The organism is Pseudomonas sp. H3_C08 (assembly GCF_054669455.1).
Map to the genome: position 1 here is coordinate 4,481,368 of NZ_CP162803.1, position 20,051 is coordinate 4,501,418.

Annotated in this window: 19 protein-coding genes; 12 read left to right on the plus strand and 7 right to left on the minus strand. The window is 59.1% G+C overall.

Going from position 1 to position 20,051, the window contains the following annotated elements:
• Nucleotides 1-334: 334 nt before the first annotated feature.
• The 4 genes from AB4N74_RS20465 to AB4N74_RS20480 are packed head-to-tail and all read left to right on the plus strand — an operon-like array spanning nucleotide 335 to nucleotide 4,309.
• On the plus strand, nucleotides 335-1,261 hold the full coding sequence (locus tag AB4N74_RS20465; RefSeq protein ID WP_460097063.1) for a DUF72 domain-containing protein: 927 nt from the start codon (nucleotides 335-337) through the stop codon (nucleotides 1,259-1,261).
• Nucleotides 1,258-2,055, plus strand: coding sequence for an endonuclease/exonuclease/phosphatase family protein (locus tag AB4N74_RS20470; protein ID WP_093434443.1), 798 nt, complete (start codon nucleotides 1,258-1,260; stop codon nucleotides 2,053-2,055). Before AB4N74_RS20465 ends, AB4N74_RS20470 begins: the two co-directional genes overlap by 4 nt.
• Nucleotides 2,052-3,326 carry a cardiolipin synthase ClsB gene (clsB, locus tag AB4N74_RS20475; RefSeq protein WP_460097064.1) on the plus strand — a complete coding sequence of 425 codons (1,275 nt, stop codon included), beginning with the start codon at nucleotides 2,052-2,054 and terminating at the stop codon, nucleotides 3,324-3,326. Before AB4N74_RS20470 ends, clsB begins: the two co-directional genes overlap by 4 nt.
• Nucleotides 3,323-4,309, plus strand: a complete 987-nt coding sequence (locus AB4N74_RS20480; protein ID WP_460097066.1) for a lysylphosphatidylglycerol synthase domain-containing protein — start codon at nucleotides 3,323-3,325, stop codon at nucleotides 4,307-4,309. Before clsB ends, AB4N74_RS20480 begins: the two co-directional genes overlap by 4 nt.
• Before the next feature lie 115 nt (nucleotides 4,310-4,424).
• On the opposite strand, the gene AB4N74_RS20485 is transcribed toward AB4N74_RS20480, so the two are convergent.
• The 3 genes from AB4N74_RS20485 to AB4N74_RS20495 form a co-directional block, all read right to left on the minus strand.
• The gene (locus AB4N74_RS20485; RefSeq protein WP_093434434.1) at nucleotides 4,425-5,183 is read right to left on the minus strand and encodes an alpha/beta hydrolase family protein; all 759 of its coding nucleotides are present in this window, start codon (nucleotides 5,181-5,183) and stop codon (nucleotides 4,425-4,427) included.
• Entirely contained in the window at nucleotides 5,173-6,282 is a 1,110-nt protein-coding gene (locus AB4N74_RS20490; protein WP_460097068.1) for a DUF3182 family protein, read from the minus strand. Before AB4N74_RS20490 ends, AB4N74_RS20485 begins: the two co-directional genes overlap by 11 nt.
• Before the next feature lie 280 nt (nucleotides 6,283-6,562).
• Nucleotides 6,563-7,564: a GlxA family transcriptional regulator gene (locus AB4N74_RS20495; protein ID WP_093434428.1), complete on the minus strand. Its 1,002-nt coding sequence runs from the start codon at nucleotides 7,562-7,564 to the stop codon at nucleotides 6,563-6,565.
• 101 nt (nucleotides 7,565-7,665) lie between these two features.
• Between AB4N74_RS20495 and AB4N74_RS20500 the strand changes: the two genes are divergently transcribed.
• From AB4N74_RS20500 to AB4N74_RS20530, 7 genes are all read left to right on the plus strand, one after another.
• Nucleotides 7,666-8,220 carry a cysteine hydrolase family protein gene (locus AB4N74_RS20500; RefSeq protein ID WP_093434425.1) on the plus strand — a complete coding sequence of 185 codons (555 nt, stop codon included), beginning with the start codon at nucleotides 7,666-7,668 and terminating at the stop codon, nucleotides 8,218-8,220.
• Nucleotides 8,221-8,363: 143 nt separating this feature from the next.
• The gene (locus AB4N74_RS20505) at nucleotides 8,364-9,032 is read left to right on the plus strand and encodes a YjfI family protein (RefSeq protein ID WP_093434422.1); all 669 of its coding nucleotides are present in this window, start codon (nucleotides 8,364-8,366) and stop codon (nucleotides 9,030-9,032) included.
• 17 nt (nucleotides 9,033-9,049) lie between these two features.
• Nucleotides 9,050-9,748: a PspA/IM30 family protein gene (locus AB4N74_RS20510; protein ID WP_016983574.1), complete on the plus strand. Its 699-nt coding sequence runs from the start codon at nucleotides 9,050-9,052 to the stop codon at nucleotides 9,746-9,748.
• 199 nt (nucleotides 9,749-9,947) lie between these two features.
• Nucleotides 9,948-10,598 (plus strand): DUF2491 family protein, encoded by a 651-nt coding sequence (locus AB4N74_RS20515; protein WP_093434420.1) that lies wholly within the window; start codon nucleotides 9,948-9,950, stop codon nucleotides 10,596-10,598.
• Nucleotides 10,599-10,613: 15 nt separating this feature from the next.
• Nucleotides 10,614-11,039 (plus strand): DUF350 domain-containing protein, encoded by a 426-nt coding sequence (locus AB4N74_RS20520; RefSeq protein ID WP_007917221.1) that lies wholly within the window; start codon nucleotides 10,614-10,616, stop codon nucleotides 11,037-11,039.
• Between the two features lie 17 nt (nucleotides 11,040-11,056).
• Complete coding sequence (locus AB4N74_RS20525; protein ID WP_099757306.1) at nucleotides 11,057-11,752, plus strand: DUF1190 domain-containing protein; 696 nt, start codon at nucleotides 11,057-11,059, stop codon at nucleotides 11,750-11,752.
• Nucleotides 11,753-11,754: 2 nt separating this feature from the next.
• A complete protein-coding gene (locus AB4N74_RS20530) occupies nucleotides 11,755-12,912 on the plus strand; it encodes a glutathionylspermidine synthase family protein (RefSeq protein WP_460097070.1) in 1,158 nt (385 codons plus the stop codon).
• 80 nt (nucleotides 12,913-12,992) lie between these two features.
• Here the strand turns inward: AB4N74_RS20530 and AB4N74_RS20535 are convergent, their stop codons facing one another.
• The 3 genes from AB4N74_RS20535 to AB4N74_RS20545 all read right to left on the minus strand — a co-directional run bounded on the left by AB4N74_RS20535 (nucleotide 12,993) and on the right by AB4N74_RS20545 (nucleotide 16,376).
• Entirely contained in the window at nucleotides 12,993-14,294 is a 1,302-nt protein-coding gene (locus AB4N74_RS20535) for an acyltransferase family protein (RefSeq protein ID WP_257356314.1), read from the minus strand.
• A gap of 150 nt (nucleotides 14,295-14,444) precedes the next feature.
• A complete protein-coding gene (locus tag AB4N74_RS20540) occupies nucleotides 14,445-14,969 on the minus strand; it encodes a single-stranded DNA-binding protein (RefSeq protein ID WP_008081898.1) in 525 nt (174 codons plus the stop codon).
• Nucleotides 14,970-14,978: 9 nt separating this feature from the next.
• Nucleotides 14,979-16,376 (minus strand): MFS transporter, encoded by a 1,398-nt coding sequence (locus AB4N74_RS20545; protein ID WP_093434412.1) that lies wholly within the window; start codon nucleotides 16,374-16,376, stop codon nucleotides 14,979-14,981.
• A gap of 190 nt (nucleotides 16,377-16,566) precedes the next feature.
• On the opposite strand from AB4N74_RS20545, the gene uvrA reads away from it, so the two are divergent.
• Nucleotides 16,567-19,401: an excinuclease ABC subunit UvrA gene (uvrA, locus tag AB4N74_RS20550; RefSeq protein WP_093434409.1), complete on the plus strand. Its 2,835-nt coding sequence runs from the start codon at nucleotides 16,567-16,569 to the stop codon at nucleotides 19,399-19,401.
• Between the two features lie 64 nt (nucleotides 19,402-19,465).
• Here uvrA and bfr read toward each other — a convergent pair whose 3' ends face one another.
• Complete coding sequence (gene bfr / locus AB4N74_RS20555; protein WP_047303712.1) at nucleotides 19,466-19,933, minus strand: bacterioferritin; 468 nt, start codon at nucleotides 19,931-19,933, stop codon at nucleotides 19,466-19,468.
• Nucleotides 19,934-20,051 lie beyond the last annotated feature (118 nt).

Consider the following 20,051-nt stretch of genomic DNA (forward strand, 5'->3'; position numbering starts at 1 on the left):
AAGGAACTGATCGATATTTGTACGGCAAGTTCAAGAGCGCCCTCACCCTAGCCCTCCCGAAACGTCGGACCGCCCATAGGGAGAGGGAACTGACCGAGTTGTCTGCGAGAAGTACATCGACCTGAGTGTCCGGAGTCGAACTCAAACCCTGAAAACCCTGAAGATCTGCTCCCTTTCCCCCTCGCCCCCTCTGGGGGAGAGGGTTGGGGTGAGGGGGAACGCTTTTAATCTTCGCCTCAAGACGTGACCGTCCGTAACGCCATCGAAACTTTCCCGAACCGCCCGCAGTCATCAAAAGATACCGGCAACACGGGGACTTTCGACGGAGGGCGGCATGGCAACGATCCACATCGGTATTTCCGGCTGGCGCTACGCACCGTGGCGCGGGGACTTCTACCCCAAGGGACTGTCGCAGAAACGCGAATTGCAGTTCGCTTCGCGGGCGGTCAACAGCATCGAAATCAATGGATCGTTCTACGCCCTGCAACGGCCAGAACGCTATTCGCAGTGGTACGCCGAAACGCCGGACGACTTCGTTTTCAGCGTCAAGGCGCCGCGCTTCATCACCCACATCCGCCGCTTGCGCGAGATCGAAAAGCCTCTGGCCAATTTCTTCGCCTCGGGGGTGCTGGAGCTCAAGGAAAAGCTCGGACCGATCCTTTGGCAGTTCCCGCCGAACTTCAAATTCGAGCCTGAGCGCTTTGAACATTTCCTCGCGCTCCTGCCCCACGATACCGAAGCCGCCGCAACCCTCGCCCATCAACACGACTCCCACCTGCATGGCCACGCCAGCATGAAAGCCTGGCGCAAAAAGCCACTGCGCCATGCCGTGGAAATCCGCAACGATAGCTTCCTTGATCCCGACTTTGTGCGCTTGTTGAAACGCCACAACACCGCACTGGTGATCGCCGACACTGCCGATAAATGGCCGTACCGCGAAGACCTCACCAGCGACTTTGTCTACCTGCGCCTGCACGGCGCCGAAGAACTTTATGCCAGTGGCTACACCGCACCGGCACTCAAGCGCTGGGCCGAGCGCATCGACGCATGGCACCACGGCGAGCAACCCAAAGATGCTCATCTGATCGCGCCACGCTTGAAGCCACGCGCACGCAAATCCCGAGAGGTATTCTGCTATTTCGATAACGACATCAAAGTCCGCGCACCGTATGACGCTCGCGAGTTGCTGCACCGTTTCGAACTGGATAAAGACCTCGCCACCACCCCCGGCGAACCCGCTGGCGAAGGAGTGTTGGCATGAGCATTCCGGAACCGGTCGGTTTTACAGACGAAGGCTCGGTAGTCGCGCCATCGGTACGCACGTTCACCGTGCTGACGGTCAATACCCACAAGGGTTTCACCGCCCTCAACCGGCGTTTCATCCTGCCGGAGTTGCGCGAAGCGGTGCGCAGCGTCGCCGCCGACGTGGTGTTTCTGCAGGAAGTCCATGGCACCCACGAACAGCACCCCAAGCGCTACAACAATTGGCCGACGATGCCGCAATACGAATTCCTCGCCGACAGCCTCTGGCCGCAGTTCGCCTATGGGCGCAACGCGGTGTACCCGGAGGGCGATCACGGCAACGCGCTGCTGTCGAAATTCCAGATCATTCGCCACGACAACCTCGACGTATCGATCAGCGGCCATGAGAACCGTGGCCTGCTGCATTGCGTGCTGCGCCTGCCCGGTGACGGCACCGAAGTGCATGCGATCTGCGTGCATCTGGGCCTGCGCGAGAGTCATCGCAACGCCCAGCTGGACTTGCTCATGCAACGCTTGGCGGAGTTGCCCGACGACGCACCAGTGATCGTCGCTGGCGATTTCAACGACTGGCGCCAGCGCGCCGATGCGCAGCTCAAACCCTGCGGCCTGCGCGAAGTATTCGCCGAGCACCAGGGCAAACCGGCGCGCAGCTTTCCCGCGCGCCTGCCGACACTGCGGCTCGACCGTATTTACGTGCGCAACCTCAAGGCCAGCCAGCCGAAAGTCCTGGCGAACCGGCCCTGGTCGCACCTTTCCGACCACGTTCCTTTATCGGTAGAGATCGAACTATGAGCAGTGCGCCGCTGGAGAAATCCGCCGTGGAACCGATCGCCATCAACCCGCCGATACGCGAGCCCGGCCATGTTGATGTCGAGTACAGCTGGCAGGGCAACAATCGCGTTGAGTTGCTGGAGAACGGCGAGGAGTATTTCCCGCGAGTGTTCGACGCGATGCGCGCGGCGAAGAGTGAAATCCTCCTTGAGACGTTTATCGTTTTCGAAGACAAGGTCGGTGCCGAGTTGCAGGAGATTCTGATCGACGCCGCGCGACGAGGCGTGCGCACCACCGTGAGCTTCGACGGCTTCGGTTGCGGCGAGTTGAGCACCGGTTATCTCACCGCACTGAGCGAAGCCGGCGTGCACCTGCAAATCTTCGATCCGGCACCGAAACGCCTGGGCATCCGCACCAACTGGTTCCGCCGCTTGCACCGCAAGATCGTGGTGGTCGACGGCCTGGTCGCGTTTATTGGCGGGATCAACTTTTCCGGCGATCACCTGGCCGATTTTGGCCCCGAAGCCAAGCAGGATTACTCGGTGGAAGTCCAGGGGCCGGTGGTCGCTGACATCCACCACTTTGCCCTGCTGCAAAGCGGTCGCCCCGGACGCGCACGCTTCTGGTGGCAACGCCGGCGCCAGCGCCGCGCGGAAATGGCGTTCAACGATCACGACGGTCAAGTACGCCTGGTATTCCGCGATAACGACCAGCACAACTCCGACATCGAAGACGTGTATCTGCAGGTGCTGCGGCGCGCCAAACGCCGGGTCGTGATCGCCAACGCCTACTTCTTCCCCGGTTATCGCCTGTTGCGGGAAATCCGCAATGCGGCACGCCGTGGAGTCGAGGTGCGCCTGATTCTGCAGGGGCAACCGGACATGCTGGTGGCCAAACTGGCGGCGCGCATGACCTACGACTACTTGCTCAAGGCCGGGGTGCAGATCCACGAATATTGCCAGCGCCCGCTGCACGGCAAAGTCGCGCTGGTCGATGAAGAATGGAGCACCGTCGGCTCGAGCAATCTCGATCCGCTGAGTCTGTCGCTGAACCTGGAAGCCAACGTGCTGATCCGCGACCGCGCGTTCAATCAGCATCTGTTCGAGCGTCTTGAAGACCTCAGCCAGAACCACTGCAAAGCCATGGACCCGAGCAAGTCCCCGCGTGGTCGGATCTGGCACATGACCGTGGGTTTTCTGGTGTTCCATTTCTTGCGGCATTTTCCGGCGATGGCCGGTTGGCTGCCGGCGCACAAACCACGGCTCAAGCCATTTCGAGGAAACACGCCATGAGCTATTCCGAAGCGCATTCGAGCGGTCATTCGGCACCAGCGACGCACTCGAAATGGAGTCGCTGGAAACGCCCGTTGAGCCTGCTGTTTTTCCTCGCACTGATCGTCTTGCTGACGCTGTTCGCCACGCGTATCGAATGGGCCGAAGTGCTGCAAACCCTTGCCGACTTCAAGCTGCGCACGCTGATCATCGCCGCCGGCCTGACCCTGCTGAGTTTTCTGGTCTACGCCAGTTTTGACCTGATCGGCCGCACCTACATTCGTCAGGACCTGACCTGGAAACAGATCCTGCCGGTGGGGATCATCAGCTATGCGTTCAACCTCAATCTCAGTGCCTGGGTCGGCGGCATTGCCATGCGTTATCGCCTGTATTCGCGACTGGGCGTGAGCAAAGGCAACATCGCCAAGATTCTCGGGCTGAGCCTGGCGACAAACTGGTTTGGCTACATGACCATTGCCGGCGTGGTGTTCAGCAGTGGACTGGTGCGCATGCCGCCGGGCTGGAAAGTCAGTAGTGATGCGTTGCAAGGCATTGGTGTTTTGTTATTACTGATCAGCGCCGGCTATCTCGCGGCGTGCCAGTTTTCCAAGCGCCGCGAGTGGTCGATTCGCGGGGTGGAAATCAATCTGCCCTCCTTGCGCATGGCGGTGTTGCAATTGCTGCTGGGCGCGCTGAACTGGTCGCTGATGGCGGCGGTGATCTTCACGTTGCTGCCGAGCAAACTGGATTATCCGTTGGTGCTGGGTGTGTTGCTGATCAGCGCGATTGCCGGGGTCATCACCCACATTCCGGCGGGGCTTGGGGTGCTGGAGGCGGTGTTTGTGGCGCTGCTGCAACACGAGGCTTCGCGCGGCAGTCTGGTGGCGGGTTTACTGGCTTATCGGGCGATTTATTTTCTGTTGCCGTTGTTGATTACGGTGGTGATGTATCTGGTGGTTGAGGCCAAGGCCAAGGCGCTTCGGATCGAGAAAAACCCCTCTTGAGTTAGTTTTTGAATTCGAAATCGCTATCGCGAGCAGGCTCACTCCTACAAGTGAACGCATTCCAAAATGTAGGAGTGAGCCTGCTCGCGATAGCGTTCGAAAGAACACTAAAAAATCATGCTGATTGAATAATGCTCAACCGTTCGCCCACAACCATCTCGGTAATCCAGTCCACCAGAATCGAGGTGTACGCCTGCTGCGACACCGGTTCGCTCAACGCATGATCGGCGCCATCGATAATCCTGTGCGTCAGTGAATGGGTCTGCTGGCACGCCGCGCGGTAACTCATGATCGCCGCATGGGGCACGTAATCATCGGTTTCCGACTCCACCAGCAACACATCCCCGGTGAATTGTGAACAGGCATGCAGCGCGCGGTTAGTGTCCGCGCGCACCAGCGTGCTTCGATAATCACGTAAATCCGCCTTGTCCAGATCGCGCTTGGGTGTGTGCCATTGCTCATCGCGATACAGCGCCGGTACGCGCAGTGCCAGCCAGCGTACCGGGCGCAATGAGGTAAGGATGGCCGCCAGATACCCACCATAACTGGTGCCGACTACGGCGATAGCCGAAGTGTCGAGCGCCGGATGCGCGAGCAGACGATCGTACGCCGCGAGCAAATCACGCAGGTTATCTTCGCGAGTCACGCGGGTCAGCGGGATCCCGGTACCGCCGGTATGTCCGCGCAAGTCGAACGTCAGGCACACACACCCGAGACCGGCGATGCCTTTGGCCCGCTCCAGATCACGCTCCTGACTACCGCCCCAACCGTGGACAAACAACACGCCAGGCACTTTCGATTTGGGACTGAGAAAGGTCCCGCTCATCTGTTCATCATCAATGTCGATTTGAATGCTTTCGCTTCTAGCCGTCATAGGATTTGACCGTTACGTATTTGAGGAGAAATTCGCTGTTCTCAGCCAGGCCGCGATAAACCTCGATGGCATCCGCCGGCAACGGCTGATCGATGTAGGTTTCTACCGAAGACACACGGATCGCGCGCATCCCCGGATCGTTGACGAAGCTTTGCAACGCGGCAACTTCAGCACTGCTGGCACCGCCCATGCGCCACGATTGTTCGAGCACACCGCTGCGGGATTTACCGTTGCTGTCCAGGCCTTGGGCGATGTCGTAATTGCGCCGCGAGGCATAGAAGCGCGGATAGGCTTCATCCGCCGCACTGTCGAAGACCTGCGCCTGCTCGATGGCCAGGCGCACATCGTCAGGCAACTCCAGCGCCAGCAGTTCCTCGTAACCACCCTGCACCACCAGCAAGTCCGAGCCACCGTAGACGTCTTCGCCGTGAGCATCCTTGGTCAAGTATTGATCACCGCAGTAACTCAGCACTTTATCGCCGATGAACGACTGACCGACGCTGTGGGTGACAACGTCGCTCAAGTCCTGCTCCAGCACCACGCCTTCGCTGAACTGCTTTGCAATGTCGGGTCGGGACAGGATTTCGTCGAAGGCATCAAGGCTCTTGATCACTTCCTGGCCTCGACCGGCGCAGGCGTGAACCGGCTTCATGCGTATCGGGCCGCTGTACAGCAGATGTTCGGCGGCGGGTCGTGCATCTTCCAGGGCAAACACGCTGAGGCCGTCGAGCACCACGTTGCGCACGCGCTCGGAAAACAATGGCGACCAGCCCTGCGGCGCGTGGGCCAGATGACTGCGCAGGCCGTGGCTGATGGCTTTGGTGCAGATGAAGTCGTGCTCGACGAAACCGCCCCACAGATCTTCCGGACCTTTGATGCCGAGTTGCTGAGCGCTGGCCGTGCCGACAATGGTTTGCGTCGGCAGTAGATACAGCTCACGACCGCGATGTTTGTCCGGATCGTAACTGCCGCCGAATTTGCATCCGAGAATCTGCGCCAGCCAGCGCGCCAAGGCTTTATTGGTTTGCACTTCGTGCTGCGGCGCGTCAGGGCGCACCGAATGGGCAACCACGATTTTCCTGCTGGGTGTCGGGGTCATGCGTCCCCCTTCCATCGGTTCGATGACTGTGGCGGTGAGAGGTGCAGAGATCAGGCCAACGGCTGCATCACAAAAATCCTAGCCTAATCAGAAACTTGCCAGAATCGTACTGGCACCGCGCCTGTTTCAATCTGCACGACCGCGCGCCGATCCCCGGCAAATTGCACGATCTATGGCCCGGTGGAATTCAATGTGGGAGCGAGCCTGCTCGCGAAGGCGTAGTGCCAGCGAACAACAGTTTCGCAGATCCACCGCTTTCGCGAGCATGCTCGCTCCCACATTAGATATTCGTCGGCTTCGGGTTTGGGGACACACCAAACCGCGTCCGGTAATCACTCGGCGCCAGCCCGGTAATCTTCTTGAAGATCGCGCGAAACGCCCCCGGATCCTGATAACCCACCGTCCACGCAATGTGATCAATCGTGCCATTACTGAATTCGAGCATTTCCCGTGCCTTGCCCACCCGCAGATGCTGGCAGTACTCGGTCGGTTTCAAACCGGTTGCCGCGCGGAACCGGCGCAGAAAGGTACGTTCTTCCAACCCCGCCCGCTCCGCCATCGCCGCCAAGGAAACATCCGTCGCGCCGGTGCTTTGCAGCCAATGCTGAACCTTGAGAATCGCCGCATCGCCATGCCCGAGAATCGGCGCGAAATTACTGCCGCACTCACTGGCGCTGTCACTGTGCTCTATCACCAGAAATCGCGCGGTGCCGGTGGCAATGCTCGGCCCGAGCAACCTGTCGACCAGGCGTAATCCCAGTTCCGACCAAGCCATCAATCCGGCCGTGGTGATCAAGTCGCCGTCGTCGACAATCGGGGTATCAGCCTTGAGCTTGATCTTCGGGTAACGCTCGGCGAAGGCCTTGGCCGAGGTCCAATGGGTGGTGGCGCTGCGGCCGTCGAGCAGACCGCTTTCAGCCAACATCACCGAGCCTACGCAAACCCCGCCCAGCGTCGCACCGTGGGCATGTTGATCCCGTAACCATTGCATCAGGCTGGCCGGCGCTTGCGCCGCCGAGAACCCGCCGATCGATGGCGGAATCAGTACCGCCAGCAAAGCGCTGTCGTCACCCGCATGACTGGCGTAAGTGCGCGTTGGCGGCTGATCACCTTCGACCTGCCAGTGACTGACCCGCAGCACCGGCAACTGCGCGGCCTGATGTTCGGCGGCAATCCGGTTGGCCACCGCAAACAGATCGGTCAGACCATGCACCGCCGCCATTTGCGCGCCAGGATAGATCAGCACACCCAATTCAGCGATGGCGGCACTTTCTGCGCCCATTGTCAGTTTTCCCCTGTCTATTGTCGGTGCGGCCAATCCCCGAATCGCTGATCAGCGCCAATACTGCAGCCACTTCCAGCCAATCCATCGAGGACACACCCATGGCCAAGCAAGCGCTCATCGTAGTCGATATCCAGAACGACTACTTCCCCCAAGGCAAGTGGCCGCTGGCCGGTGCTGATGCCGCCGCCGACAACGCCGCCCGGCTGATCGCCGCCTTCCGCGAGGCCGGCAATCCGGTCATCCACATCCGCCACGAGTTCACCTCAGCGGACGCGCCGTTTTTCACCCCGGGCTCGGACGGCGCCAAGCTACACCCGAAAGTGCTCAATCGCGCCGATGAACCGGTGGTACTCAAGCACTTCGTCAACTCGTTCCGCGAAACCGAATTGCAAGCGATCCTCGACGAACAAGGCATCAAGGAGCTGGTGGTGGTCGGCAGCATGAGCCACATGTGCATTGACGGCATTACCCGCGCGGCGGCGGATCTGGGTTACGCCGTCACGGTGATTCATGACGCCTGCGCCAGCCGTGACCTGGCGTTCAATGGTCTGACGGTGCCGGCGGCACACGTCCATGCCGCGTTCATGTCGGCGCTCGGTTTCGCCTACGCCAGCGTGGTATCTACTGACGAATACCTCGCTGCCAAACATTGAGTCATTCTGCGAAAAACCTGTGCCCGCCTCGTAGCGGGCCTTTTTTCGTCTGTCATAAAAATCTCACGCGTGAGCCATTGATGGCACTTTGAATTGGTTGTAGTGTGGCTCACGCGTGAGATGTCCATAACCGAGCCATTGCCATGAAAAGCCGTTCCCCCACCGCGAAATCAGAGAGTCCCAAGGGGGAGCGCGCGAAACCGTCTGCGAAAAAACCTTCGAGTTTCTATATGAAGCAGATGCGCGCAGGCCTGGCCGCAGCAGGTTATGTGAAACACGAAACTTGGGTGCTTCCCGAAAACCGAAGCTTGCTCAAGCAAATGGAGCAACAGCTACGCCAACCGATTCTGGCTGGCTCTTTCATGTCGGAGAATTACATGAGCGCAGGCAACAACTGGACCATCGATAGCCTCTTCAACGCCCTCAAGGCCCTCGACGAGGTGGCTTCGCAAGAAATCACGCTGTCGTTGATCCAGAGCTCCGAACCCAGCATCAAGCTGGAAATGAACGAATTCGGCGGTCTGCCGATTCACATCGCCCTGGCCGGCCAGCAGATCATCGTCGACACCGTGCTGGTGGATATCGACTCGATCAGCGACGTGCGCGCCTTCAACGATGCCGTGCTGCGCAGCCGGGAAATGTTCCCGCTGTCGTCGATCGGTATCGAGTCGATGCCGAACGGGCAGACCGTTTACAACATGTTTGGCGCCCTCAGCGCCGACTCGAGCCTGACCAACGTTGTTACCGAGGTGAAAACCCTGGTCGACAACGTGCAGCGCGCGAGCGAAGCCTTCGAACACTTCTTCAAGTAATCAACAGGGAATATCCAATGACTCAGTCCATCTGGAGCAAGTTGTTCACCGCGCTGCGCGGCGGCGCCAATGAAGTCGGCGAAGCGATCGCGGACCAACAGGCCCTGCGCATCCTCGATCAGGAAATCCGCGATGCCGACAGCGCGCTGTCGAACGCCCGTCGCGAACTGGTCACCATCATGGCTAAACACAAACTGGCCGCCGACCGCGTAAGCGAGTACGACGCCAAGATCAAGGATCTGGAAGCCAAAGCCGTCTCGGCGCTGAACGCCGGCCGTGAAGACCTGGCGCTGGAAGTGGCCGAAGCGATTTCGACCCTGACCAACGAGCTGGATGTTGAGAAAAAGCAGAGCGACGAATTCGGCACTTACGCCGAAAACATGCGCAAAGACATCAGCAAGGCCGAGTCGCGGATCAAGAGCCTGCGCCAGCAAGTGGACATGGCCAAGGCCCGCGAAAGCGTGCAGAAAGCCCAGGTAAGTGCTTCCATCGCCAGCGGCGGCGCCAATGGCAAACTGGAAACCGCCGTCGGTACGTTGAACCGTCTGCAGGCCAAGCAGCAGCAACGTGCTGCCGAGCTGAGCGCGGCGGACGAACTGGCTGACGCCTCGACCGGCAACGACCTGGAACGCAAACTGCGCGACGCCGGCATCACGCCGAACGAAGGCAGCGCCAATGCGATTCTTGAGCGTCTGAAGCAAAAGTCCTCGCAGTAAGCATTTGCACAAAACCTGTGGGAGCGAGCCTGCTCGCGAAGACGGAGTATCAGTCGGCATATGAGTCAGCTGACATGACGCTTTCGCGAGCAGGCTCGCTCCCACATGGTTTGTGGCGTGTCGTTGATCGCTCAGCCCGGTACACTAGCCACGCTTTTTTCGCCGACGAACACCTCCACCCGCTTCAAGGAACGTACCCATGGGATGGTTTAAAGACTTGCTGGGCACCAGCAACTGGCAGACCGCTGCGCCAACACCGACCGTTGCCAGTGGCCCACTCGGCATGGCGCAAGGCAAGGCCGTCAGGTTCGATACAACCCTGGCGCTGCTGCTCGATGGCTCGACCACGGTGCGGGTGCCCTTCGATCAGGCGATCTGGAGCCATGGCTGGGTCGACCTCGGCCAGTCCAACAAACTGCACCGCTATTACATGAACGACGAGGATTTCTGGCTGCAGATCCACGTCACCGGTGACGACCAGATCGAATCGGTCACCCTGTTCAACTACCTCAGTTACGTGACCGTCAACAGTGACGCCGAACTGCAACGCCTGGCCGGCCCCAACAGCTCGATCGGTCTGCCCGCCTACAGCCACGACGGTGTCGAATACACCCGCGAGTGGGGCACCGAACAAGGCCAGACCGAACTCGTACCGATGACCGAACAAGTGGTCAATCCGGACGAAAGCTACACCATCGAACACCACTCCATGCTTTATGCGCGCGAGACCGGCCTGACCGATCGCCGCGAACTGCTGCTGTTCTCCGTCGAACAGGACGAAGAAGGCACCGTCAGCCTGAGCACCTCGCTCGGCATCTCGCTGTATACGACAGATCTGAGCACCATTTAAAAAAGGAAGTTTTTCATGCTGGAAGTGCTGGCCGTTTCCCTGAACAAAACCGCGCTGGTCGGTTTCGTCGTCTACCTCATCGGCGCCGTGCTGCTGTTCATGCTGTTTCAATTTGTCTATACCCGCATCACGCCGCACAAAGAGTTCGAGCTGATCCGCTCCGGCAACGTTGCCGCCGCCATCGCCCTGTCCGGCGCGATCATCGGCTTCGCGATTCCGGCCAGTAACGTGATTGCGTTTTCGGTCAACGTCCTCGACTTCGTGCTCTGGGCGGTGATTGCCGCGGTGGTGCAACTGCTGGCATTCCTCGCCACGGGCCTGGTTCTCAAAGGCACATCCCAGCGCATCGCCAACGGCGAAGTGGCTTCGGGTATCTATGTCGCTGCGGTCGCGATCAGCGTCGGCATGCTCAACGCCGCGTGCATGACACCGTCCAACTGATCGGCAGGAAGCCTTAGATGAAACGCAGCAAATACGTTCAGTTGTCCCTCGCCGCCTCGGTGGCGATGGCCATTTCCGGCCAGGCGACAGCCGCAGATCAACCACGAAGTTTCCAGAATGTGGAACAGTGCGTCGACGCCGAAGTGGCCGCCGATGTCTGCTCCAACGCTTACGTCGCCGCCCTGACCGAACATCGGCGCATTGCCCCGGCGTACGACAACAAGGCCAAGTGCGACGCGGACTTTGCCGCTGACTGGTGCCAGAAGAATTCTGACGGCCGCTTCGTGCCGAGACTCGGCGGCTTCAAAGTGCCGAAAGACGGTGAGCCGGCGCAGAATCTTGACGCCATCGCCGGCGCGCAAATGCCTGCGGGTGATGCGGCGGCTGTGCAGAGTGTGCAAAACACTTCGCACACCTCCAGTGGCGGTGGCAACGGTTGGCTGACCGGCTGGCTGATCGGCAACGCGATGAGCAACAACGCCGAACGCACGGTTTACCGCGATCGCGAAACGCGCCAGCCGTACAACACCTCGACGCAGTACCGCAGAGCCGAAACCACGACGCGCAGCCAAACGGATTACGAAAGCAGCAAAAGCAAACCGGTCAACGTGGCTTCTTCGACCTCACGCGGCGGCTTCGGCAGCCAATCCAGTGCCCGTAGCGGCTGGGGTGGTTGGGGCAGCAGTTCTGGTTCTGGTCGTTCGAGCAGCTGACGATGAAGAAGATCCTCTGCGCCGAGCGCCCCGACTGGAAACAGACCGCCGAGAGCCTCGGTTTCATGTTTCACACCATCGACGATGAGCCGTACTGGGACGAAAGCGCGTACTACCAGTTCACGCTTGCGCAAATCGAAAACGATCTTGAGGACCCGACCACCGAACTGCACGAGATGTGCATGGATCTGGTCGACCGTGTGGTTAGCAGCGAAGAGTTGCTGGATCGCCTGAGCATCCCGGCGGCGTACTACGACATGATCCGCACGTCCTGGCGGGAAGGTCATCAGCATCTGTATGGACGCATGGACTTTTCCTACAGCGGCAACGGCCCGGCGAAGCTGCTGGAGCTCAACTACGACACGCCGACCAGTCTTTATGAAGCGGCGGCGTTCCAGTGGGGCTGGCTGGAACAATGCATCGAGCGCGGCACGCTGCCGCGTCATGCCGACCAGTTCAACAGCATCGACACCCATCTGCATCAGGCCTTCGCCGAATTACAACTGAAGCGGCCGTTCTACTTTGCCTCGATGAAAAACTCGGTCGAGGACAAGGGCACAACGGATTATCTGCGGCTGATCGCCGAGAAAGTCGGCATCGAGTCGCGGCACATCGATATCGAAGACATCGGTTTGACGGCTGAAGGGCGCTTCGTCGACCTGGAAGATCGCTGGATCCCGCACCTGTTCAAACTGCATGCCTGGGAGTTCATCTTCCACGAGCCCTTCGGCGCGGCGATTGCCGAGTGCGATACGCAGTTTTTCGAACCGGCGTGGAAGGCGATTCTGTCGAACAAGGGTGCACTGCCATTACTGTGGGAACTGCACAAAGGGCATCCGAATCTTCTGGCGGCGCATCTCGATCCGAACCCGACCAATGCAGTGCCGAAAGGCTGGGTACGCAAGCCGTACTTTTCCCGCGAAGGGGCGAACATTGAGTTGCAAACGGCTGACGGTCTGATCGTCAAAGAGGACGGGCCCTACACGGATGCGCCATTTATCCTGCAGGAGTTTGCGCCGTTGCCGAAGTTTGGCGACAGCTACACGCTGATCGGTTCGTGGGTAGTTGGCGATCAGGCCGCAGGGATTGGGGTGCGGGAAGACAACAGTTTGATCACCAAGGATTCGAGCCGGTTTCTGCCACACCTGATCCTCGACTGACTTGCGCGGCAGAGGTCTGCCCGACACTAAAAAACCCCGCAGCGTTTGCGCGCTGCGGTTTTTTTCGTTGCTGTGCCGGGTCAGGCAATATCCACCGAGCGGGCAGGCTTTTCCACAGATGGTTTTTCTCTGGCCGTTTCGGTCGCGCTAACGCCGGCCATTCTGCGCCGGGCAATCTCTGCGCCACGGCGCCGCAACGGCGTTTCGACAAAGCGGAAATTGAGTTCACTGCATACGACCATGATCACCAGCGAGGTCAGCAGCAGCTCAACCGTGAAGGCAGCCCCCAGCTCCATGTCTCTGCTGGCGGCAACGCGCGTCCAGATCTCGGTGCTCAGATGGTAGGCAAAGATGTGCACCACGTATAACGCGTAAGAGCGCGAACCGAGCCACTGGAAAAGACCATTGAGCAGCGCCGGGCAGTAGATGTAGCCCTTCTGATAACTGGCGAGCCAGACAATGATCAACGCCGTGATCGCGATCAGACCGACGGCAATCGGCGCCATGATCATCTGACCGGCGATGGCGCCCATCATGTACAAAAGGAACAACGTGACGGCCAAACGCTTGAACCTGCTGCCGCCAAGCCCGACAGGCTCAATATCCTTGTATAACGAGGTGCGGGTAAACAGGCAAAGCAGAATCCCCCACATCATCGCGTCCAGGCGGAACGAGAAAAGCATCGGCGCGGGAGGGGCTGCGAAAGTATCGCGATTGAACGGAAATTGCGCCGCAATCAGCAAAATCAGAATCAGCACGCGCCAGCGGGTCGACGTCACCAGCAACAGAAACAACGGAAAGATGAAGTAGAACTGCTCCTCCAGCGCCAGGCTCCAATACACGGAGTTCGGCCCCAGCAACACACCGTACTGATTCGCCAGGTTGCCGGAAAACGTCGCCACCGCGGTGAAACTGCGCAAGTTTTCATACCAGGACTGGAACGCATTCGACTGGTTGAAAAAGATCGAGAACGCCAGCGGTATCAACACCCACAGCCAGGCTGTCGGCAACAGACGGTAAGCCCGCCGGATCCAGAAAGACGTTGCCGCAAGGCCAAAGCGGTTCTGCTCGCGGTTCTTATCGAAGTAATCGAGATAGGCCTTGCTGACGACGAAACCGGAGATACAGAAGAACAGATCAACGCCGGTCCATGGCGCATACACATTGAACACCTTCAACAGGTACAGACCGAAGAACGGCAGCAACTGAGGGAGATGGGCAAAGATGGTCATGAGAATGGCCACCCCTCGCAGAAACTCAATTTCCTTGTTTTTAGTGCTGCTCATCGGTTTCTCTTGTTTTTGTGAATGAACAGGCACTGATCGTCGCGCAAACTGTTCTGGAGAAGATCGGCCGGTACTCCAGCCGCCGGCGCCGATCATGGAATGGCTTGCGATGGCGTTCAAGAGCCTTCGGCAAACTTTACCGACTCACGTGGAGACGCGAAGATTGGTTTTATGTTTCGCCAAAACGACAAAGCCCCCGCAATGCGGGGGCTTTGAACCTAAACCAGATGTCGGCTCAGGGAAAAATCAAAACGGAATATCGTCATCAAAGCTATCGAAATCCGGAGCAGGTTGCGGTGCGGCCTGCTGAGGAGCCGGGGCCGAACGCTGCTGTGGAGCCGACTGCTGCGGACGCGGAGCCTGCTGGCGTGGAGCCGGAGCCGACTGCTGGTAGTTGTTGCCACCGCCTTGTTGGTCGCCCTGTTGTGGACGGCCGCCGAGCAGTTGCATGGTGCCTTGCATGTCGACCACGATTTCAGTGGTGTAACGCTTGATACCGTCTTTTTCCCACTCGCGGGTCTGCAGCTTGCCTTCGATGTAGACCTGCGAACCTTTACGCAGGTATTCGCCGGCGATTTCCGCAACCTTGCCGAACATCGAAACACGGTGCCACTCGGTCTTCTCGACCTTCTGACCGGTTTGCTTGTCGGTCCATTGTTCGCTGGTGGCCAGACTCAGGTTGGTCACGGCGTTACCGTTAGGCAGGTAGCGAACTTCGGGATCCTGGCCGCAAGTGCCGACCAATATGACTTTGTTAACCCCACGGGCCATAACGTTCTCCTAGGCTTCGCAAGCAGCCCCGGCCGGGTTGTTCACCAGGCGTTCGAGGGTGTCGCGATCCACTAATTCTTTGTCCAGTTTGATGTAAACAGCCGCTTCATCAGCAACTATCACTGCATCGGTTACCCCTACGAGGGCCTTGAGGCGCTCGACCAGACCCGCTTCGCGGATCGCCTCGGGCGACAACGGCAAGCGCAGGCTCGTCACGTAGGGAGGTTCACGCATGGTAACAGCAAAGGCCAGCCAGATGGCAGCCAGACCCGCGCATCCGAGGAACACAACCGACAGACCGCCATGCTGAAACAGCCAGCCGCCGAGTATCCCGCCGAGTGCTGAACCGAGGAACTGACTGGTGGAATACACGCCCATGGCCGTGCCCTTCCCGCCCGCCGGTGAAACCTTGCTGATCAGCGACGGCAATGAAGCCTCCAGCAGATTGAACGCGGTGAAGAACACCACCGTACCGATCACCAGAGCCCGCAGGCTGTCACCGAACTGCCAGAAGAATAGCTCAGTCAGCATCAGCGTCATGACGGCGCCGAGCAAAACTCGTTTCATTTTGCGTTTCTTCTCGCCGTAGATGATGAACGGGATCATGGCGAAGAACGAAATCAGCAGCGCGGTGAGGTAGACCCACCAGTGCTGTTCCTTGGGCAAACCGGCTTTTTCCACCAGCGCCAACGGCAACGCAACGAAGCTCGACATCAACATGGCATGTAACACAAAGATGCCCAGATCGAGGCGCAGCAGATCCGGATGCTTGAGCGTCGGCATCAAGGCCTGACGCGCCACCCCGGACTCCCGATGCTGCAATGGCCCGGTGGAGCGCGGCACCATGAACATGATGATGGCAATACCGACCAGTGCCATGGCACCGGTGGCGAGGAACAGTCCGGACAGACCGAAAGCGCGGGTCAGCAAAGGCCCGACGACCATGGCCACGGCAAACGACAAACCGATGGTCATGCCGATCATCGCCATTGCCTTGGTGCGGTGCTGTTCGCGGGTCAGGTCGGAGAGTAGCGCCATCACCGCCGCTGAAATCGCCCCGGCGCCCTGCAGGATCCGCCCGGCGATCACGCCCCAGATCGAGTCTGCCTGAGACGCCAGCACGCTGCCGAGGGCAAAAACGATCAGCCCGAGGTAAATCACCGGACGGCGGCCAATGCGGTCGGAAATGATCCCGAACGGAATCTGGAAAATCGCCTGGGTCAGACCGTAAGCGCCAATAGCCAGCCCGATCAGGGCCGGGGTCGCTCCTGCCAGGTCCATGCCGTAGGTTGCCAATACCGGCAACACCATGAACATGCCAAGCATACGGAAGGCGAACACCAGGGCCAGACCGCTCGCTGCGCGAGTCTCGCTACCACTCATGCGTTCGCTGTGGGGATCGTGCATGGAAAAACCTCGTGTGAACCGGCGGCGATTCTACCAGTCCCATCGAAAGACGGGGTATATCGCGACGCTATGACGCGTATAGATGAAACTCTCTTCATGTAAGGTAAAAACCCTTCGCTTGATAGTGTGCATCCATCCAGTATTTGCCCGTATACTCCTACGTTTTCGACGCCCGCCGAGCGAGGCCACTTTGGACAAGATCCTGATACGTGGGGCCCGTACCCACAACCTGAAGAACATCGACCTGACCCTGCCACGGGACAAGCTGATCGTCATCACCGGCCTGTCCGGATCCGGCAAGTCGTCCCTGGCCTTCGATACGCTTTACGCCGAAGGTCAGCGCCGCTATGTCGAATCGCTGTCGGCCTACGCCCGACAGTTTCTGTCGATGATGGAAAAACCCGACGTCGACACCATCGAAGGCCTGTCGCCAGCGATCTCCATCGAACAAAAGTCGACCTCGCACAACCCGCGCTCTACGGTCGGCACCATCACCGAAATCTACGACTACCTGCGCCTGCTGTATGCACGCGTCGGTACGCCACGCTGTCCGGATCATGACATTCCGCTGGAAGCGCAGACCGTCAGCCAGATGGTCGACCTGGTGCTGGCGCAGCCGGAAGGCAGCAAACTGATGTTGCTGGCACCGGTTATTCGCGAGCGCAAAGGTGAACACCTTTCGGTCTTCGAAGAGCTGCGCGCCCAAGGTTTCGTTCGCGCCCGGGTCAACGGGCGGATCTGCGAACTGGACGAACTGCCCAAACTGGATAAACAGAAAAAGCACTCGATCGATGTGATCGTCGACCGCTTCAAGGTTCGCGCCGATCTGCAGCAACGTCTGGCCGAATCTTTCGAGACCGCGTTGAAACTGGCGGATGGCATTGCACTTGTCGCACCGATGGACGACGAGCCGGGCGAAGAGATGATTTTCTCCGCGCGCTTCGCCTGCCCGATCTGCGGCCACGCGATCAGCGAACTGGAACCGAAGCTGTTCTCCTTCAACAACCCGGCCGGCGCTTGCCCGACCTGTGACGGCCTGGGGGTGAAGCAGTTCTTCGATATCAAACGGCTGGTCAATGGCGATCTGACCTTGGCCGAAGGTGCGATTCGCGGCTGGGACCGGCGTAACGTCTATTACTTCCAGATGCTCGGCTCACTCGCTTCACACTATGGTTTCAGCCTGGAAGTACCGTTCAACGAACTGCCGGCCGATCAGCAGAAATTCATCCTGCATGGCAGCGGCTCGCAGAACGTCGACTTCAAATACCTGAACGACCGTGGCGATATCGTCAAACGTTCGCACCCGTTCGAAGGCATCGTGCCGAACCTGGAGCGTCGCTACCGCGAGACCGAGTCGGCAAGCGTGCGCGAAGAGCTGGCCAAGTTTCTCAGCACCCAATCGTGCCCGGATTGTCGTGGTACCCGTCTGCGTCGTGAAGCGCGGCATGTGTGGGTTGGCGAGAAAACGCTGCCAGCGGTGACCAACCTGCCGATCGGCGACGCTTGCGAGTACTTCGGCGAGCTGAAGATGACTGGCCGTCGCGGCGAAATCGCCGACAAGATTCTCAAGGAAATTCGCGAGCGTCTGCAGTTCCTCGTCAACGTCGGTCTCGACTACCTGTCGCTGGACCGCAGTGCCGATACGCTGTCCGGTGGCGAAGCACAACGTATTCGTCTGGCCAGCCAGATCGGTGCCGGTCTCGTCGGTGTTCTGTACATCCTTGACGAACCGTCCATTGGTTTGCACCAGCGTGATAACGACCGCTTGCTCGGCACGCTCAAGCACCTGCGTGATATTGGCAACACTGTGATCGTGGTCGAACACGACGAAGACGCGATTCGTCTGGCCGATTACGTTGTGGATATCGGCCCGGGGGCTGGTGTGCATGGTGGGCAGATCGTGGCTGAGGGCACGCCGGCGGAAGTCATGGCGCACCCGGATTCCCTGACCGGTAAATACCTCTCGGGCCGCGTGAAGATTGAAGTGCCGGCCAAACGCACGCCACGCAATAAAAAGCTCAATCTGTCGCTCAAAGGGGCTCGCGGCAACAACCTGCGCAATGTCGATCTGGACATCCCGATTGGTCTGCTGACGTGCGTGACCGGCGTGTCCGGCTCGGGCAAATCGACGCTGATCAACAATACCTTGTTCCCGCTGAGCGCCACGGCCCTCAACGGCGCGACCACGCTGGAAGCGGCAGCGCACGACAGCATCAAGGGCCTGGAGCATCTCGACAAAGTGGTCGATATCGACCAGAGCCCGATCGGCCGTACACCGCGCTCCAACCCTGCTACCTATACCGGCCTGTTCACCCCGATCCGCGAGCTGTTCGCCGGCGTACCCGAGTCACGCTCCCGTGGTTACGGCCCGGGGCGTTTCTCGTTCAACGTCAAGGGTGGCCGCTGCGAAGCGTGCCAGGGCGACGGCCTGATCAAAGTGGAAATGCACTTCCTGCCAGACATCTACGTGCCATGCGATGTGTGCAAGAGCAAGCGCTACAACCGCGAAACCCTTGAGATCAAATACAAGGGCAAGAGCATCCACGAAACCCTCGAGATGACCATCGAAGAGGCCCGGGAGTTCTTTGACGCGGTGCCAGCACTGGCGCGCAAGCTACAGACATTGATGGATGTCGGCCTGTCGTACATCAAGCTCGGGCAGTCGGCGACCACGTTGTCGGGTGGTGAGGCGCAGCGAGTGAAACTGTCTCGCGAGTTGTCCAAGCGTGACACCGGCAAAACACTGTACATCCTCGATGAGCCGACCACCGGTTTGCACTTCGCGGACATCCAGCAATTGCTCGACGTGCTGCATCGCCTGCGCGACCACGGCAACACTGTGGTAGTCATCGAACACAACCTCGACGTGATCAAGACGGCTGACTGGCTGGTCGATCTCGGGCCGGAGGGCGGCTCCAAAGGTGGGCAGATCATTGCCACCGGCACGCCTGAGGATGTGGCCGAGATGAAGCAATCTCATACCGGTCATTACCTCAAGCCGCTGCTGATCCGCGATCGGGCTTAAACGCCAGGCATGAAAAAGCCCCTGTCACTTCATCAGTGACAGGGGCTTTTTGTATCGATTGCAATCAGGACGTGTGGGATTGCAGGTAGTTCTCAAGACCGATCAACTTGATCAGGCCCAACTGCTTTTCCAGCCAGTAGGTGTGATCTTCTTCAGTGTCGTTGAGCTGAATCCGAAGGATCTCACGGCTGACGTAATCCTTGTGTTGCTCGCACAACTCGATGCCTTTGCACAGCGCTGCGCGAACTTTGTATTCAAGACGCAGATCCGCTTCGAGCATCTCCGGCACAGTGGTGCCGACATCCAGATCATCCGGACGCATACGCGGCGTGCCTTCGAGCATCAGAATTCGGCGCATCAACGCATCAGCGTGACCGGCTTCCTCTTCCATCTCATGGTTGATTCGCTCGTAGAGCTTGGTGAACCCCCAGTCCTCATACATCCGCGAATGAACGAAATATTGATCACGCGCGGCCAGTTCGCCGGTCAGCAACGTGTTGAGGTAATCGATTACGTCTGGGTGGCCTTGCATCGCCCTACATCTCCCTACTTGAAAGTCTGTAGTTTGAACCAAGCTGACCGGAAGGTCACCCGATTCGCGCAATAAAAGCGAAGATATTCTTAGAAAAGCAGCCTAAATAACGCAAAAA

Bases quoted from the DNA above. Each gene is read 5' to 3' on its own strand.
- bfr (WP_047303712.1), bottom strand. From the start codon at position 19,933: ATGCAAGGCCACCCAGACGTAATCGATTACCTCAACACGTTGCTGACC.
- AB4N74_RS20535 (WP_257356314.1), bottom strand. From the start codon at position 14,294: ATGATCGGCGCCGGCGGCTGGAGTACCGGCCGATCTTCTCCAGAACAG.
- AB4N74_RS20545 (WP_093434412.1), bottom strand. From the start codon at position 16,376: ATGCACGATCCCCACAGCGAACGCATGAGTGGTAGCGAGACTCGCGCA.
- AB4N74_RS20500 (WP_093434425.1), top strand. From the start codon at position 7,666: ATGGCCAAGCAAGCGCTCATCGTAGTCGATATCCAGAACGACTACTTC.
- AB4N74_RS20530 (WP_460097070.1), top strand. From the start codon at position 11,755: ATGAAGAAGATCCTCTGCGCCGAGCGCCCCGACTGGAAACAGACCGCC.
- AB4N74_RS20510 (WP_016983574.1), top strand. From the start codon at position 9,050: ATGACTCAGTCCATCTGGAGCAAGTTGTTCACCGCGCTGCGCGGCGGC.
- AB4N74_RS20525 (WP_099757306.1), top strand. From the start codon at position 11,057: ATGAAACGCAGCAAATACGTTCAGTTGTCCCTCGCCGCCTCGGTGGCG.
- AB4N74_RS20465 (WP_460097063.1), top strand. From the start codon at position 335: ATGGCAACGATCCACATCGGTATTTCCGGCTGGCGCTACGCACCGTGG.
- AB4N74_RS20490 (WP_460097068.1), bottom strand. From the start codon at position 6,282: ATGACCCCGACACCCAGCAGGAAAATCGTGGTTGCCCATTCGGTGCGC.
- AB4N74_RS20515 (WP_093434420.1), top strand. From the start codon at position 9,948: ATGGGATGGTTTAAAGACTTGCTGGGCACCAGCAACTGGCAGACCGCT.
- AB4N74_RS20495 (WP_093434428.1), bottom strand. From the start codon at position 7,564: ATGGGCGCAGAAAGTGCCGCCATCGCTGAATTGGGTGTGCTGATCTAT.
- AB4N74_RS20470 (WP_093434443.1), top strand. From the start codon at position 1,258: ATGAGCATTCCGGAACCGGTCGGTTTTACAGACGAAGGCTCGGTAGTC.
- AB4N74_RS20505 (WP_093434422.1), top strand. From the start codon at position 8,364: ATGAAAAGCCGTTCCCCCACCGCGAAATCAGAGAGTCCCAAGGGGGAG.
- clsB (WP_460097064.1), top strand. From the start codon at position 2,052: ATGAGCAGTGCGCCGCTGGAGAAATCCGCCGTGGAACCGATCGCCATC.
- AB4N74_RS20485 (WP_093434434.1), bottom strand. From the start codon at position 5,183: ATGACGGCTAGAAGCGAAAGCATTCAAATCGACATTGATGATGAACAG.
- AB4N74_RS20540 (WP_008081898.1), bottom strand. From the start codon at position 14,969: ATGGCCCGTGGGGTTAACAAAGTCATATTGGTCGGCACTTGCGGCCAG.
- AB4N74_RS20520 (WP_007917221.1), top strand. From the start codon at position 10,614: ATGCTGGAAGTGCTGGCCGTTTCCCTGAACAAAACCGCGCTGGTCGGT.
- AB4N74_RS20480 (WP_460097066.1), top strand. From the start codon at position 3,323: ATGAGCTATTCCGAAGCGCATTCGAGCGGTCATTCGGCACCAGCGACG.